13 protein-coding genes are annotated in these 16,077 nt (G+C 71.1%); 9 read left to right on the top strand and 4 right to left on the bottom strand.

Annotation, left to right across the window (positions count from 1 at the left end; genetic code table 11):
- The first annotated feature begins 13 nt into the window (after nt 1–13).
- On the top strand, nt 14–979 hold the full coding sequence (locus ACGFIV_RS21445; protein ID WP_358546647.1) for an aldo/keto reductase: 966 nt from the start codon (nt 14–16) through the stop codon (nt 977–979).
- Here the strand turns inward: ACGFIV_RS21445 and ACGFIV_RS21440 are convergent.
- From ACGFIV_RS21440 to ACGFIV_RS21430, 3 genes are read right to left on the bottom strand one after another with little or no spacing between them, the layout of a single operon-like run.
- Entirely contained in the window at nt 955–1,623 is a 669-nt protein-coding gene (locus tag ACGFIV_RS21440) for a response regulator transcription factor (RefSeq protein ID WP_358546650.1), read from the bottom strand. The two genes, ACGFIV_RS21445 and ACGFIV_RS21440, sit on opposite strands and share 25 nt — an antisense overlap.
- Nucleotides 1,601–2,704 (bottom strand): sensor histidine kinase, encoded by a 1,104-nt coding sequence (locus tag ACGFIV_RS21435; RefSeq protein ID WP_392837142.1) that lies wholly within the window; start codon nt 2,702–2,704, stop codon nt 1,601–1,603. The genes ACGFIV_RS21440 and ACGFIV_RS21435 overlap by 23 nt, the downstream gene beginning before the upstream one ends.
- Before the next feature lie 56 nt (nt 2,705–2,760).
- On the bottom strand, nt 2,761–3,711 hold the full coding sequence (locus tag ACGFIV_RS21430; protein WP_358546656.1) for a UbiA family prenyltransferase: 951 nt from the start codon (nt 3,709–3,711) through the stop codon (nt 2,761–2,763).
- Between the two features lie 483 nt (nt 3,712–4,194).
- Between ACGFIV_RS21430 and leuA the strand changes: the two genes are divergently transcribed.
- The 8 genes from leuA (at nt 4,195) to ACGFIV_RS21390 (ending at nt 15,754) form a co-directional block, all read left to right on the top strand.
- The gene (gene leuA, locus ACGFIV_RS21425; protein ID WP_358546659.1) at nt 4,195–5,997 is read left to right on the top strand and encodes a 2-isopropylmalate synthase; all 1,803 of its coding nucleotides are present in this window, start codon (nt 4,195–4,197) and stop codon (nt 5,995–5,997) included.
- A 17-nt stretch (nt 5,998–6,014) separates the two neighbouring features.
- On the top strand, nt 6,015–8,759 hold the full coding sequence (locus ACGFIV_RS21420) for a LuxR C-terminal-related transcriptional regulator (protein ID WP_392837137.1): 2,745 nt from the start codon (nt 6,015–6,017) through the stop codon (nt 8,757–8,759).
- 201 nt (nt 8,760–8,960) lie between these two features.
- Nucleotides 8,961–9,641: a phosphotransferase gene (locus ACGFIV_RS21415; protein ID WP_358546665.1), complete on the top strand. Its 681-nt coding sequence runs from the start codon at nt 8,961–8,963 to the stop codon at nt 9,639–9,641.
- Between the two features lie 74 nt (nt 9,642–9,715).
- Nucleotides 9,716–10,174, top strand: a complete 459-nt coding sequence (locus tag ACGFIV_RS21410) for a DUF1707 domain-containing protein (protein ID WP_358546668.1) — start codon at nt 9,716–9,718, stop codon at nt 10,172–10,174.
- Nucleotides 10,175–10,299: 125 nt separating this feature from the next.
- Nucleotides 10,300–10,686 carry a YciI family protein gene (locus ACGFIV_RS21405; protein WP_358546671.1) on the top strand — a complete coding sequence of 129 codons (387 nt, stop codon included), beginning with the start codon at nt 10,300–10,302 and terminating at the stop codon, nt 10,684–10,686.
- A gap of 220 nt (nt 10,687–10,906) precedes the next feature.
- On the top strand, nt 10,907–12,685 hold the full coding sequence (locus tag ACGFIV_RS21400) for an ABC transporter ATP-binding protein (RefSeq protein WP_358546674.1): 1,779 nt from the start codon (nt 10,907–10,909) through the stop codon (nt 12,683–12,685).
- Nucleotides 12,682–14,658, top strand: coding sequence for an ABC transporter ATP-binding protein (locus ACGFIV_RS21395; protein ID WP_392837130.1), 1,977 nt, complete (start codon nt 12,682–12,684; stop codon nt 14,656–14,658). Before ACGFIV_RS21400 ends, ACGFIV_RS21395 begins: the two co-directional genes overlap by 4 nt.
- A gap of 22 nt (nt 14,659–14,680) precedes the next feature.
- A complete protein-coding gene (locus tag ACGFIV_RS21390; RefSeq protein ID WP_392837127.1) occupies nt 14,681–15,754 on the top strand; it encodes an iron-siderophore ABC transporter substrate-binding protein in 1,074 nt (357 codons plus the stop codon).
- A gap of 114 nt (nt 15,755–15,868) precedes the next feature.
- Here the strand turns inward: ACGFIV_RS21390 and ACGFIV_RS21385 are convergent, their stop codons facing one another.
- A complete protein-coding gene (locus ACGFIV_RS21385) occupies nt 15,869–16,075 on the bottom strand; it encodes an MbtH family protein (RefSeq protein WP_358561562.1) in 207 nt (68 codons plus the stop codon).
- Between the last annotated feature and the right edge of the window lie 2 nt (nt 16,076–16,077).

Genomic DNA, 16,077 nt, shown 5'->3' with positions numbered 1-16,077 from the left:
TTAAGGGGTCCGCTTGCGTTACACGAGGTTGGGACAGACAGGGCCGGTCATCTCGACCATCGGACTCGGCTCGCTCGCCCTCGCCGGCGCCTACGGTCGCATCGACAACGCTGAGGCGCTCACCCTGATCCGCAGGGCGCTCGACGCCGGCGTCACCCTCATCGACACCGCGGGCTTCTACGCCGCCGGCCAGGTCGAACGCCTCGTGGGCCGGGCCGTCGCCGGGCGGGCCGGCCAGGTGGTGGTGTGCACCCGGGGCGGCATGCGCCGCGCGCGGCCGGGTCAGCCGCCGAGGTTCGACGGGCGGCTCGACTACCTGGAGCGTTCCTGCGAGTCCTCCCTCGAACGCCTCGGCGTCGACTGCATCGACCTCTACTACCTCCACTGCCAGGACGAGCGCGTCCCGCTGGAGGCGAGCATGGCCCGCCTGTCCAGGCTCGTGCAGGCCGGGAAGATCCGCTACCTGGGCCTGTCCAGCGGCACGCTCCAGCAACTGCGGCGGGCGCACGCCGTGCACCCCGTCACCGCGATCGCCGTCGAGTACTCGCTCTGGGGCGCGCGCGCCCAGCCGGACCTCCTGCCCGCCGCCCGGCAGATGGGCATCACCGTGGTCGCCGCCCGCCCGCTCGGCCGCGGCTTCCTCACCAGCCGCATCCGCTCCCCCGTACAACTGGGCGCGGGCGACTGGAGGCACGAGGACCCCCGCTTCCAGCCGGAGAACCTCCGGCTGAGCGTGGGGCCGCTCCGGGAGGTCGAGGCCGCGGCGGCGCAGCTGGACGTCGGCGCGGGCCGCCTCGCCCTCGGCTGGCTGCTCGCCCAGGGCGACCACATCGTCCCCGTCCCGAGCACCCGCGACCCGGTGCACCTGGAGATGAACCTCGCCGCGTCGGCGGTGGAGCTCGCGCCCGCGACGCGCGACAGGCTGGCGAGGATCTTCCCCGCCGCCAGGTTCGATCAGTCGGCGTCGCTCCTGCTCTGAGGGGAGATGAGCGACGCGGCGAGGGCCTTGTTGACCGCGTCGATCCGGGACACCGCGTTGAGCTTGACGAAGATGTTCCGCATGTGCCGTTTCACGGTCGCCTCCGCCAGGCCGAGGCAGCGGGCGATCTGGCCGTTGCTGAGCGCCTGGGCGGCCAGTTGCAGGACCTCCTGCTCCTTGTTCGAAAGGACGCCCGCGGGAGGCCCCTTCACCTGGGCGAGGCTGTGGCGCGAGACCGCGAGCACGACCCTCCCGGGATCCTCGTGGACGCTCCTCACCGCCGCGATCAGCTCGTGCCGGTGGACGCTCTTGAGCAGGTAGCCGCAGATGCCGGCCACGAGGAGCCGCGTGAGCAGTTGGGGCCCGTCGTACATGCTCAAGATGATGATCCGGGTCGCGGGCGAGATCTTCCGGATCCGCGTGACGGTCTCGGTGACCTCGTCACCCGGGATCTCGACGTCCAGCAGGACCACGTCCGGCCGCGTCTCCTCGACCAGGGCCAGGGCGGAGGAGGAGTCCCCGGCCTCACCCACGATGCCCATGTCCTCGACGGCCTCAAGGATCTCGCGCAGCCCTTCCCGGAAAAGGGCATGGTCGTCGACGATGGCGACGGAGATTTCGTTACTTCGATTCGTCCGATTCATGGGACTGTCTCTTTAGGGGGATGAAGAGCTCGACTAGACAGCCGTTCCCTGGTTCGCTGGAAATGGTCACCCGCCCCCCGAGCAGCTCCGCGCGCTCGCGCATGGACGCGAGACCGACGCCTCCGCGTGCCCGGGCGAGCTGCGGTGCGAAGCCATGCCCATTGTCCTGTACGGACGCGAGGAGTTCGTGCGGAGCGATGTCCACCCGCATGAGGATCACCGATGGGCGGGCGTGCGTTATCGCGTTGCGGGCGGCTTCCCTGACGATGAGAAACGCCTGGTCGAGCACTCGCGGCTCGGCCCACGACTCGTCGCCGTTCACGTCGAGCCCGACGGACACACAGTCGTCCTCGACCGCTTCGAGAAAGCCGAGCAGCGCTTTCTCCAGGCTCTTCACAGGCACCTGGGGATATAACTCCGACGTCATCTGCCGGAGGTTCTCCATGGTCTCCTGGATGGCCTGCTGCGCGACCGCGATCTTGGCGGACGCCCTGGCGGGGTCCGTGGCCCTGTGGACCTCCGAGAGCGCGAGCTGCTGGTGAGCGACGCTGATCCCGTGGCCGACGCGGTCGTGGAGCTCGCGCGCTATGCGGCGGCGCTCCTCTCCTTGGGCCTCGTGCACCTGGTTGAGGAGAAAGCCGTGATAGCTCTCGGACGCCTCGCGGATTCGCCGGGAGAGGCTCTCCTCCATTCCGGTGGCCACCAGCGTGAAAATCTCGGTGGGCGACCCGGCGTCCTCGGCTATTCGCCGCGCCAGGTGGGCCAGAGCGGTCCTGAAGAACAGCGAACCCGCCTCAAGAGATGCCTTGGGGTGAACTCCGGTCGCGGCGCGAGTACTGCCGACTTCCCAGGCATGGAATTTATAGAGCTCGTTGACCTGCACCTTTCCGGCGCGAAGCATGGCGGCCACATCGTCGAGGACGTAGTGGGCGGTCATAAGAGCCTGGCGCGTCGCCTGCGGATCGCTTGACAGAACGTTGCCGCTGGCTTGCAGCTCTGACTCGAATTCCGAAAGGATTTCTTTCCGGCACGCGTCGACGAATCTCGCCGGGTCGTTCCCTGCCCCTTGTGCCGCATCCAAGGAAGTCCCCTCCGCCATGGGACGCGCGTGCCCCCAACTATCTCGCAGCTGCGACTTTAAAGCAACATATAGGATGACATATTGCTGATCAGCGCGGTAATGTGCACGAGGTGTTGCGTCGCCATGAACACTCGGTAAGGCCGTCGTTGTCGGCGGCGGCTCCCCTTGACGGAGGCGGCGCGACCGGCCATGATCACCGCTGCGGCGCCCGCGCTCATGGCGACGAACGCCCCGATCAGCGGAATGCCGAGGACGAGTATGGTGACGCCGAAGGCGGCCACCAGCACGGCCGCGGCGACGGACATCACGCACCGTGACGTCCGCTCCCCGAGCGTGACGCCGATCGTGCGCCGGCCCGCCGCGGCGTCCCCATCGATATCGGACAGATCCTTGGCGGGAACTCCGACGAGCGTCATCCAGTAAGTGGCGGCGATCGCGAACACGATCAGTTCGAGCGGCGTGGAGACGCTTTCGCCGCCGGTGGAAATGAAGAACCCGCACCAGTAGGACAGCAGGCCAGAGACGCACAACACGATGATTGTGCCTCCGGATCCGCTTTTGAGGGGAAATGGCGGTCCTGAGTACAGGTAGCCGAGAAGCAGATTGGCCCCGACCATCCACGTCACCTGAACGGGCAGCGCCAGGGTCACGCCGAGCGAGAGGCCGGCCGCGACCAGGGCGACGGCCACCGCGGTGCGCGGATCGAGGTCGCCACGGGCGATCGGCCTGCGGGAGTGGTTGACGCGGTCCTCGGTGACGTCGGTGACCCCGTTGTAGAGATAGATCGCGAGAATCGACAGGACCCAGGCCACCGCCCCCTGGAGCACCTTCGCCGGGTCCGGCATCGCTCCGGCCGGCACCGCGAGCGCGGCCCCCGCCAGGTATCGGAGCGTCGAAATCGACAGGACGGCCGGCCGGGCTTCGACGACGCACAGCCCCAGCACACGAATACCGGACCGCAGGGCGGAAGCCCCGGTAGCCTGCCTCGTTGCCCATATGCTCGTCATGCCCGGATTGTTCCCCGAAGCCCGCGGCTCGTTAAGAGGATGATCCGAAAGTTGTAGCCGGGACTGATTCTTTGGATACCACCCGTACCACCATCGGATATCTGGGCCGAAATCCTCGGGGACCCGTATTGTCGGGCCGTGCCCACCCCTACTAGCCTGGAGCCAGCGGAAAACGCCGGAAAGGCGGGCTCCGGCCGCTGACCGAGGCTCATTGATTTCACCCTAGGGAATCCAATGCCGGATTTCAATCCCTGGGGCCGATAAAGGTGCTCGACGATCGCGACCACCCATTCACCCCTGGCGGGCCCAAGCTCCGGCAGGAGCTCTCAATTCTGGCGAAGAACGCCGGAAACACAGTCGATGTCAATCTGTTTGTCATGAACGGTGGAGGGAGGATGCGCCCGGCGCACGGCGCTCGGCGTGGAGCCCAGGTCCGACATCAGGATTCTTCAGCCGTGAGTCATTCAGGAAAGGAAGTTTGACGTGAGAGGCGTCGAGCGCTACGCGGGATTCACCCCCGTCGACCTGACCGACCGCACCTGGCCCGGCAATCGCATCGTCTCCGCTCCACGCTGGTTGTCCACCGATCTCCGGGACGGCAACCAGTCGCTCGCCAACCCCATGACCCCCGAGCGCAAGCTCATGATGTTCGACCTCCTTGTCAGCATGGGCTACAAAGAGATCGAGGTCGGGTTTCCCGTCGCCAGCCAGAACGACCACGACTTCGTGCGGATGCTCATCACGCAGGACCGGATACCCGACGATGTGCGCATCTCGGTTCTCACCCAGGCCCGCGACGAGCTGATCAGGCGGACGGTGGAATGCCTCGCGGGGGCGCCCCGGGCGACGATCCACATCTACAACGCCACCTCCCCGCTGTTCCGGCGGCTGGTCTTCGGCATGAGCCGCGCCGAGTGCAAGGATCTCGCGGTCCAGGGCACCCGGCTGATGATGAAGTACGCCGAGCGGACGCTCCGTGACTGCGACCTCGGCTACGAGTACTCCCCAGAGCTCTTCAACGAGACCGAGCCGGACTTCTCCCTGGAGGTCTGCGAGGCCGTCATGGACGTCTGGGAGCCCGGGCCCGACCGCGGGATCATCCTCAACTTCCCGACGACGGTGGAGCGCTCGCTGCCCAACGTCTTCGCCGACCAGATGGAGTGGCTCGACCGGAACCTCTCCCGGCGCGAGCACGTCTGCCTGTCCGTCCACCCGCACAACGACCGGGGCACGGGGGTGGCGGCAGCGGAGCTGGCCCTGCTGGCGGGGGTCCAGCGCGTCGAGGGCTGCCTGTTCGGCAACGGCGAGCGCGCCGGCAACGTCTGCCTGGTGACCCTCGGCATGAACCTGTACGCCCACGGGGTCGACCCGGGCATCGACTTCTCCGACATCAACGCGATCCGCCGCACCGTCGAGCACTGCAACGAGCTGCCCGTCCACCCCCGTCACCCCTACGGCGGCGACCTGGTCTACAGCGCCTTCTCCGGGTCCCACCAGGATGCGATCAAGAAGGGGTTCGACGAACTGGAGCAGCGGGCGGCCGAGACCGGCGCCGGCGCCGACGACCTGCCCTGGCGCGTGCCGTACCTGCCCGTGGACCCCAAGGACGTGGGCCGTACGTACGAGGCGGTCGTACGGGTGAACAGCCAGTCGGGCAAGGGTGGCGTCGCCTACGTCATGAGCGCCTGGCACGGCCTGAACCTGCCTCGGGGGCTCCAGATCGACCTTGCGGCCACGGTGCAGGCTCAGGCGGACGCGGCGGGCGGCGAGCTGTCGCCGAGCCGGATCGGCGCGCTCTTCATGGAGGAGTACCTCCTCCACGGCGAGCCCCCGGCCCCCCTGCCGGTGGGGCGGGAGCCGGTGACGGCGTCCCTGTACGTCGACGGCCGGTTCGACGTCGGCGGCGCCCAGGCGGACGCCGTCCGCACCCTCGGTTCGGTTCTGGCCCGCCATGGCGTCGAGGTGCGGGTCGTCCACCGCACCGGGCTGCCGCTCGACAACGAGGACCTGACGCCCGAACGGGCCGTCCTCGACGGCCGGTCGCGCGACGAGACCGTGATCTACGCCGAATGCCGGGTCGACGGCGCGGTGGCCTGGGGCGCCGGCATCGACAGGGACATCGCGACGGCCGCGCTCACGGCCGTACGCGTCGCCCGCAGGCGGCTCTCCCGCGACGGGCGCCTCGCGTCCGCCGAGGCGGACGGCGAGGTGACCGTACCCGAACAGCGCCGTCCCCTGGCGGCGGCCGGACTCCGAGCGGATGGTGGAGGCCGAACATGGCCGTAGACGACCAACGGAGGGCCATGACCTCCTTGCGGGACCTGCTGACCGAGGTGGTGGCGGGCAAGGGGAGGATCGCGATGGTGACGGGGGCGATCGCGACCGGCAAGAGCGAGCTGCTGTACTCCTTCACCGAGCGGGCGTTCGACCACGGCGCCCTGCCCCTCGCCGCGACGGGCTCCCGCGCCGAGAGCGGGCTCCCGCTCGGGGTGCTGTCCCAGCTCGTCCACGGGGCGCCGCTGACCGAAGAGCAGCGCGCGGCGACCCTGAGCCTGCTGCACGAGGGAGCGCGCTCGCAGCTGTCCAACGACCCGCGGGCCGAGTCCATCGAGCACGTGGACGTGCAGATCGTCGACGCGCTCTGCACGGTGCTGCTGGAGCTGTCCGAGCGCTGTCCCCTGGTGATCGCCGTGGACGACGTTCACTACGCCGACCGCGCGTCGCAGCTGTGCCTCGCCTACCTCGCGCGGCGGGTGAAGTTCGCGGACGTCATGCTCGTGTTCAGCGCGCCGGACCCGAGCCCGCACCTCCAGTCGCTCTTCCACACCGAGGTGCTGCGGCAGCCGCACTGCCGTCCGGTCCGTCTCACCCACCTGAGCCTCGCGGGTGTGGAGGAGAGGGTGGCCGACAGGGCGGGCGCCGAGGCGGCGAGGCGGTTCGCGGCCGAGTGCCACGCGTTGAGCGGCGGAAACCGGCTGCTGGTGGACGCGCTCCTGGACGATCTCCAGGCCACCGGCTCCCCCGGCCAGAGGTACGGCGAGGCCATCGTGGCCTATCTGCGCCGCGCCGACCGGCGCGTGTCGCTCGTCGCCAGGGGGCTCGCGGTCCTGGGCGACCCCTCCTCGGTGGGCCCGTTGCTCGGCGAGAGCAAGGTGGCCGTCTCCACCTCGATCCAGGCGCTGGACGACGCCGGCGTGCTGGAGGAGAGCCACTTCCGTCACGAGATCGCCCGGTCCGCCGTCCTGGCCGAGCTGGAAGCCTCCGAGCGCATCGGCCTTCACCGCCGGGCCGCGGAGCTGACGTACGAAGAGGGGGCTCCCCCCGCCGTGGTGGCCGAGCATCTGCTGCACGCGAGCCACGCCGCGGACGCCTGGGCCCTGTCGGTCCTTGAGGAGGCGGCGCGGCAGGCGCTGCGCGACGACGGCGTGGAGTCGGCGATCGAGTACCTCAAGCTCGCCTGGCGGGCCTGCGGCGACGAGCGGCGGCGCGCGAGGATCGCCACCGCGCTGGTACGGGCGGAGTGGCGGATCAACCCCAGCGCGCCCGCGGGGCACCTCGCGGAGCTGACCGACGCCCTGCACAAGGGCTACCTCGGCGGCGGGGACGCGGTGGTGCTCGCCAAGGCCCTGCTGTGGCACGGCCACACCGACGACGCCAAGGACGTCCTCGCCCACCTGAAGGAGCGGGAAAGGCTGGACCAGGAGAGCGCGGCGGAGCTGGCCGCGGCGCGCCCGTGGTTCAGGACCCTGTACCCGTCGTTCCTGACGCATCTGCCGGAGGTCGGCAGGGAGCAGACGATCGCCGCGGCCTCGTCCCTCAGGGTCGGCCGCCGCATGGAGGCGGCGGGCGCGCTGGCGAGCGTGATGTCCGAGGGCCCGCGCGAGGACACCGTGGCGACGGCCGAGCTCATCCTGCGCGGTTCCCGCCTGGACGAGATGACCCTGGACACGGTGGAGACCGCGCTGCTGGCGCTGACCTACGCCGACCTGCCCGGCAGGGCAGCGCCCTGGTGCGACGCGTTCATCGACGAGGCGGCGTCCCGCCACGCGCCGAGCCGCCAGGCCCGGCTGTCCGCCATCCGGGCGGAGATCGGCCTGCGCAGGGGCGACCTGGCGGGCGCGGCACAGGACGCCCAGAGGGCTCTGGAGATCATCCCGGCCGCCGGCTGGGGGGCGACCGTCGGCGGGCCGCTGGGCAGCCTGCTGCTCGCCGGGGCCGCCATGGGCAAGCTGGACGAGTACCTCCAGCACTTCAACCAGCCGGTGCCCGAGTCGATGCTGGAGACCAGGTACGGCCTGCAGTACCTGCACGCGAAGGGCCGGTTCAACCTCCTGGCTGACCAGCCCAGCCAGGCGCTGCGGGACTTCCGGCTCTGCGGCGAGCTCATGGGCAGGTGGAAGCTGGACGTGCCGGGGTTCATCGCCTGGCGCACGGACGCCGCCGAGGCCCTGATCCGCCTCGGGGAGCCCGGCGAGGCGCTCGACCTGATCAACGACCAGCTCGCACGGTGCGACGCGCGGTCCAAGCGGGCGCACGGCATGGCGATGCGCCTGCTGGCCTCGGTGAGCGAGGTGCGGCACCGCGCCGCGCTGCTCCGCAGGTCCGCCGACCTCCTCCAGTCCGGCGGTGACCGGTACCAGCTGGCCCGTACGCTCTTCGACCTCACCGAGGCCTACCAGGCGAGCGGGGAGCACCGGCAGGCGGAGATGTTCGGACGGCGCACCCGGGTGCTCGCCCAGGAGTGCCGTGCCGAGCCCCTCATCCGGGCCCTGTCGCGCGACGACGAGGACGAACGGTCCGCCACCGGCTCCACGGGAGTGACGGCGATCATGAGCGACGCCGAGCGGCGCGTGGCGGCGCTGGCGGCGGAGGGATACACCAACCGGGAGATTTCGCGGAAGCTGTTCATCACGATGAGCACCGTGGAACAGCACCTCACACGGATCTATCGCAAGCTCAATGTCACCCGCAGAACCGAGCTTCCGGCGCGGCTCGCGGACACCCACCCGGCTCAGGCGCCCGAAGCGACGAACCACGCATTCAACTGATTCTTCGGGCAGTCACGTGAAATGCGACAGTTAATACCGTATTGACTATGGTTTATGCGGTTTGTTGCGAGATTGGCGGAAATTTGGATGGATGGAGGCTGGGCATGCGGTGGCACCTGATCCCCGTAACTTGTTGCCATCGGGGCGGCGGTCAGATACCTGGTATTACCTACCTTTCCATCCTAATCTGACGATATGCAGGTGGGATCGCTCATCGCGTCCGGACGCGACTGTCACATCTTCGAGGCCGGACCAGGCAAGGTGGTCCGGCGTGCCCGCGACGGTCGCAACCTGGAGCGGGAGGCGTCGGTCATGCGCCACGCCCGGAGGCACGGATTCCCCGCGCCCGAGGTCTTCGACGCCGAGGGCCCCGACATCCTCATGGAGCGGGTCGAGGGGGCGAACCTGATGCGAGACGGGCTGGCGAACCCGTGCCGCATGGAGGACCACGGCCGGCTCCTGGCCGGCCTCCTTCGCCGGCTCGCGGCCGTACGAGCGCCGGGCTGGCTCCCGGCGGCGGGGGGATGCCCGGGGAACAGCCTGCTCCACCTGGACCTCCACCCGCTCAACGTGCTCGTCACCGACGACGGCCCGAAGGTCATCGACTGGGCGAACGCCGGCAGGGGCGCGCCCGGCGCCGACGTGGCCTGCACGTGGCTCGCCATGGCGACCGCGCCGGTGACCGGTCCGGCGGAGCAGGCCGGGCGCGACCAGATGCTCGCGGCGTTCCTCGAAAGCACCGACCGCGAGGCCGCCCGGCCGTACCTGGGCGTGCTGGCCGAGCGTCGTCTCGCCGACCGCAACACCCAGCCAGACGAGAAGGCCGGCATCGACCGCCTCGTCGCGCAGGAGACCGACGAACGGCGCGAGCCGGTGTCGTGAACCGAGTACGTCGACCTGGGCCCGCGTCGGCGAGGCGCGGGTCGTGACCCCCTGGAACCGGGAGAAGGCAGAGGATGGACGAGCGGCGCGACGTGCGGGTTTCGGACAGTGATCGCGAGGCCGCCGCCGAGCGGCTCGGCACGGCGGTGACCGAGGGCCGCCTCAACCTGCAGGAGTACGACGACCGGCTGGGGCGTGCCTACCAGTCGGTGACCTACGGCGACCTCGCCGACCTGTTCGCCGACCTGCCGGCCTCGGCGCCCGGCGTGGCGCCCGCGGCGCCCCAGGCTCCTCATCCGGCGCCACAGGCCGTGCCCGGCGCGTCCGCGGCCGAGGCCACCGTGCCGCGTTGGCTCAGGGTGCTCTGGACGATCTGGTTCATCAAGGTGATGATCAACCTGACGGTCTGGGTCCTGGTCAGCGTGTCCGACGGCACCTTGGTGTACTTCTGGCCCATGTGGGTCATCGGCCCTCCGGCCGCCGCGCTGCTCGGCCTGACGGGCATCGTCACGCTCGTCCGCCGGAGCCGGTGAATCCGAGGCAAAGAATTTCTCCCGGCCTGTCGATCCGGCGCTCCCCCGGTCGACGCACAGGTAGAAAGCAGGTTGAACGGGTCAGAAGGCACCATGCCGGACCCCGGCCGACAGGGAGAACGACGATGCGATTCATGCTGCTCCTCAAGACCGAAGAGAACCCGCCGCTGGGCGCGCCCCCCAAGGAACTCATGGACGCCATCGCCGCGTACGGCGAGGAGTCGGCCAAGGCGGGAACGCTGCTCGACACCGGGGGCCTCGCCCCGAGCGCGATGGGCACGCGGGTCCGGCTGACCGGAGGGAAGCTGACCGTGACCGACGGCCCCTTCACCGAGTCCAAGGAACTGATCGCCAGCTACGCGATGGTGGAGGTGGCCTCGAAGCAGGAGGCGGTCGAGGCGGCGACGCGCTTCATGGAGATCCACCGGGACAACTGGCCCGGCTGGGAGGGCGAGTCCGAGATCCGCCAGGTCTTCGGCCCCGAAGACTTCGACCCCTCCTCCTTCGCCTAGCGGCCGGGCGTCCGATCTCGCGGGGGCCCTCGACGGCGGCTCCGCCGCCGGGTCGGCAGCGGCGCGCCACCAAAGCCATCACCAGAGCCGTCACCAAGCCACAAGGGGGTGAGCACTCTAGGCCTTCTCCGCACTAGCCGGGACATCAGGGGTGGTTCACGGCCATGAATGTAGGCTAGCCTTACCTAAGTTCTTGGCCGGATGTTCCGAAGGAGTGCGGATGGGTGCGTCGGGGCGAGAAGTTCTGCGACGTGCCATCCGAGGCCAGCGGCGGGATGTCACGCTCGGTTCCGTTCTCGGAGCCGGGCACCAGGCCGGTGAGGCGCTGGTCCCCGTCCTGATCGGCGTCGTGATCGACCAGGCCGTCTCCGAGGGCGACGCGGGGGCGCTGCTGCGCTGGCTCGCGGTCCTCGCCGTCGTCTACGTGGGGCTGTCGTTCAGCTTCCGTTTCGGCGCCCGAGCCGGGGAACGGGCCGCCGAGCGGGCCGCCCATGTGCTGCGCGTCGAGCTCGTACGGCGCGTCCTGGACCCCGGCGGCGGAGCGGAGAACGGCAGGCTGCCCGGCACCCTGGCCACCATCGCCACCGAGGACGCCAAGCGTGTCGGCGTCGTCAACATGGCGCTGATGACCGGGATATCGGCGCTGGTGGGAGTCCTCGTCGGCGCCGTGGTGCTGTTGCGGACCTCGGTGCCGCTCGGCCTGATGGTCCTGCTCGGGACTCCCGTGCTGCTCCTGCTCGGGCACCTGCTCAGCAAGCCCCTGGAGCGTCGCAGCGAGGCCGAGCAGGAGCGCGCCGCCCACGCCTCCGGTGTCGCCACCGACCTGGTCGCCGGGCTGCGCGTGCTCAAGGGCATCGGCGCGGAGCCGGCGGCCGTGGCCCGCTACCGGCGGACCAGCCGCGACTCGCTGGTGGCCACGCTGCGAGCCGCCCGGGCGGAGGCGTGGCAGAGCGGCATGGTGCTCGCCCTGACCGGGGGCTTCATCGCCGTCGTCGCGCTGGTAGGCGGGCGGCTCGCCGCCCAGGGCGACATCAGCCTCGGCCAGCTCGTCTCGGCGGTCGGCCTCGCGCTGTTCCTGCTGGGCCCGCTGGAGGTGTTCTCCTGGGTCAACGCCGACCTCGCCCAGGGCCGGGCGTCGGCGGGGCGCATCGCCGAGGTCCTGGCCGCGCCGCCTGCCGTGCCCTCCGGCGGCGCGCGGCCGGCCCGGCCCGTACGGGGTGCGGTACGGCTGCGCGGGGTCAGCCACGGGGGGCTGCGCCAGGTGGACATGGACGTCGCGCCCGGCGAGGTGCTCGGCGTGGCCGCGACCGATCCGGCGGACGCGACGGCGCTGCTGCGCTGCCTCAGCCGTCAGGCCGATCCCGACGAAGGAGTGGTCGAGCTGGACGGCGTGCCGCTGCGCGACCTGGACCCGGCCGACATCCGCATGGCGATCCTGGTCGCCGAGCACGACGCGGACCTGTTCGAAGGCACCCTCCACGACAACGTCACCGCCACGACCCCGGACGACGCCGCCCCCGATGCGGCCGGCACTGCCGAGACCGCCCACCCGACGGCGGCGGGCGCGGACCATATCCCCCGCACCATGGCGGCTGCCGGTGCGGACGAGATCGCCCGTGCCATGGCGGCGGCCGGTGTGGACGAGATCGTCCGCGCGCTGCCGCGCGGTGGCGACACGGCGGTGAGTGAACGCGGGCGCTCGCTCTCCGGCGGGCAGCGGCAGCGTGTGGCCCTCGCCCGCGCCCTGGCCGCCGACCGGCCCGTGCTGGTGGTCCATGACCCGACCACCGCGGTCGACGCGGTCACCGAGGCGCGCATCGCGACCGGCATCCGCGAGTTCCGCCGGGGCCGCACGACGATCCTCGTCACCACCAGCCCCGCGCTGCTCGCGGTGGCCGACCGTGTGGTCCTGCTGCACGACGGCCGGGCCACCGACACGGCCCCGCACGCCGACCTGGTCCGACGCCACGCCGCCTACCGGACGGCGGTGCTGGCATGAGCACCGCACAGGACCTCCCGGACGGCGGTACCGGCGTGAGCACCGCGCAGGATCGCCGGACACCGGTTCCGCCCGCGCCCGGCACCCCGGAGGAGGGGGTGCGGGTGCTGCTGCCCACGGCCGGTGCGGGCCGCACCTGGGCCGCCGTACGGGACCTGGTGCGACCGCACCGGGGCCTGGCGCTCGGCGGGTTCGCGGTGATGGTCGCCGCGACCGCCGTCGGCCTGCTCACGCAGCCGCTGCTGGGACACATCGTCGACCTCGTCGCGGACCGGCGCCCGGCCGAGACCCTCACCCTGCCCGCGACGCTGCTGGTGCTCGTCGCGGTGGCGCAGGGAGTCAGCACCACGCTCGGGCTCTCGCTGATATCCCGGCTCGGGGAGACCGTGCTCGCCCGGCTGCGCGAGCGGTTCATCGAACGCGCCCTGAAGCTGCCCCTGGAGCAGGTGGAGAGAGCCGGCTCGGGCGACCTCACCTCCCGGGTGACCGGGGATGTCTCGCAGGTGGCCGAGGCGGTGCGGACGGCCCTTCCCGAGCTGGCCCGCTCAGTGCTGGCCATCGTGCTCACGCTCGGCGCGCTGGCCGTGCTCGACTGGCGCTTCCTGCTCGCGGCCCTGCTGGCGGTGCCGATCCAGGCGCACACCGCGCGCTGGTACGTGCGCAACGCCGTGCCGCTGTACGCCAGGCAGCGCGTCGCCAGTGGCGCCCAGCAGCAGCAACTGCTGGACAGCATCGGCGGCGCCTCCACCGTGCGCGCGTTCCGGCTGGAAGCCGACCACACCGAGCGGGTGACCCGGCGGTCCTGGTCGGCGGTCGAGCTGACGATGCGCGGGGTGCGGCTGGTGCTGCGGTTCTACAGCCGCCTGCACCTGGCGGAGTACACCGGTCTGGCGGCGGTGCTGATCGTCGGATTCCTGCTGGTTCGCAGCGGGTCCACGTCCATCGGCACCGCGACCGCCGCGGCACTGTACTTCCACAGCCTGTTCACGCCGATCAACTCCGCGCTCGTCCTGCTGGACGACGCCCAGTCGGCCGCCGCGGGCCTCGCCCGCCTGGTCGGCGTCGCCGAAGCCCCCTCGACGGAGCGGCCAGAGCACCCTGAGAGCCCAGAGCAGGCGGAGCACCCTGAGAGCCCGGAGCGGGCGCTTGAGGCGAGGGCGGATGAGCCGGACGACCGGTCACCGGCTACCGCCGCCCTGGCGGATCGGGGTGAGCCGCTCGTGACGGTGAGCGGGGTCGGGCACGCGTACGAAACCGGGCGGCCCGTGCTGCGCGAGGTGGACCTCGTGCTCGGTCCCGGTGAGCGCGTCGCGCTGGTCGGCGCCAGCGGGGCGGGCAAGACCACGCTCGCCAAGCTCATCGCCGGCATCCACCACCCCACCACCGGTTCCGTACGGCTGGCCGTCCCCGAGCGGGAGGGGAGGGGCCCGGCGGTCGCGCTGGTCACCCAGGAGGTGCATGTCTTCGCCGGGCCGCTCGCCGACGACCTGCGGCTCGCCCGGCCGGACGCCACCGACGAGGACCTGCGCGGGGCACTGACCCGTGTGGACGCCCTGACCTGGGTGGAAGCGCTGCCGGACGGCCTGCTGACGGTCGTCGGCGAAGGCGGCCACCGCCTCACCGCCACGCAGACGCAGCAACTCGCCCTCGCGCGGCTGATCCTCGCCGACCCGCCGATCGCCGTGCTCGACGAGGCCACGGCCGAGGCGGGCAGCACCGGGGCGCGCACCCTGGAGCGGGCCACCCTGCGGGCGATCGAGGGCCGTACCGCCCTGGTCGTGGCCCACCGCCTCACCCAGGCCGCGACCGCCGACCGCGTCGTCGTCATGGACGGCGGCCGGATCGTGGAGAGCGGTGGCCACGACGAACTGCGGGCGGCGGGAGGAATCTACGCCGCCCTCTGGGAGGCCTGGTCCGACACCCGCTCCAGTGCTCCGCGACGACCCCCCACGCACAACGCACCGACCATCTGACGAGAAGACGAAGGACCCCCTGATGCCCCGCTCCATGAGAGGCACCCGGCTCGCCGCGGTACTCGCCTCCGTCCTGCTGCTCTGCGGCGCCGTCGCCGCCTGCGGTTCCGGCTCCGATTCCGCCACCGGCACGAGCACCGCCGGCCCCGGCGCCGCCGCGCCGGACAGCGGCGCCTTCCCCGTGACCATCGAGCACAAGTACGGCAGCGTCACCATCCCCGCCGAGCCCAAGCGGATCGTCACGGTCGGCCTCACCGACCAGGACTCCGTGCTCGCCCTCGGCGCGGTGCCCGTCGGCACCACCGAGTGGCTCGGCGGCTACAAGGGCGCCATCGGCCCCTGGGCCACCGCCAAGCTGGGCGCCGGCGCCGTGCCGGCCGTGCTCAAGGACACCGGCACGGGCCCGCAGGTGGAGAAGATCGCGTCCCTCGCCCCCGACCTGATCCTCTCCCTGTACTCGGGGCTGACGAAGGACCAGTACGAGACCCTGTCGAAGATCGCCCCGGTGGTGGCCCAGCCCAAGGAGTACCCCGACTACGGCGTCCCGTGGCAGCGGCAGACCGAGATCATCGGCAGGGCGCTCGGCAAGGAGGCCGAGGCGAAGAAGCTGGTCGAGGACGTCGAGGCCAAGTTCACGGCCACGAAGGCCGAGCACCCGGAGTTCGCCGGCGCCACCGCCGTGATGGCCACCCCGTACGAGGGCATCTTCGTGTACGGACCGGAGGACAACCGCTCGCGCATCCTGAGCTCGCTGGGCTTCACGCTGCCGGCCGGCCTGGACCAGGCCATCGGCGACGAGTTCGGCGCCAACATCAGCAAGGAGCGCACCGACCTGCTGGACACCGGCGCGATCGTGTGGATCGTCAGCGACCCCGCGACGGACGCGGCCAAGCTCCACAAGGACAAGCTGTACGGCGACCTCGACGTGGTCAAGCAGGGCCGCGAGGTCTTCGTCAAGGAGACCGGCGACTACGGCAACGCCATCTCGTTCGTCTCGGTGCTGAGCCTGCCGTACACGCTCGACCGGCTCGCGCCGCAGCTCGCGGCGGCCGTCGACGGCTCCCCCGCCACCGAGGTCACCGAACCGGCCTCCTGACCGCCAAGGCGCCGCTCGTAAAGAGTCGCCCCGCTCGCCGGGACCACGAAGAAGGGCTGGGCCGCGAATCGCTTCGCGGCCCAGCCCTTCTTCGTTCACACGCTCGGCAGGGGGTCAGCCCTCCTGGTCCACGAGGCTCTTCGGGCGCATGTCGGTCCAGTTGGTCTCGATGAACTCCAGGCACTCCTGGCGGGTGGCGGGCCCGTGGGCGAGGGTCCATCCGGCCGGGACCTCGGCGAAGTCCGGCCACAGACTGTGCTGGCCCTCGGCGTTGAGCAGCACGGAGTAGACGCCGTCGGGGTTCTCGAACGGGTTGCTCATGT

The sequence above is a fragment of the Sphaerisporangium sp. NPDC049003 genome, from assembly GCF_043197795.1.
In the GTDB taxonomy this organism is placed as follows: Bacteria; Actinomycetota; Actinomycetes; order Streptosporangiales; family Streptosporangiaceae; genus Sphaerisporangium.
This window is presented reverse-complemented; position numbering and strand designations above follow the sequence as displayed.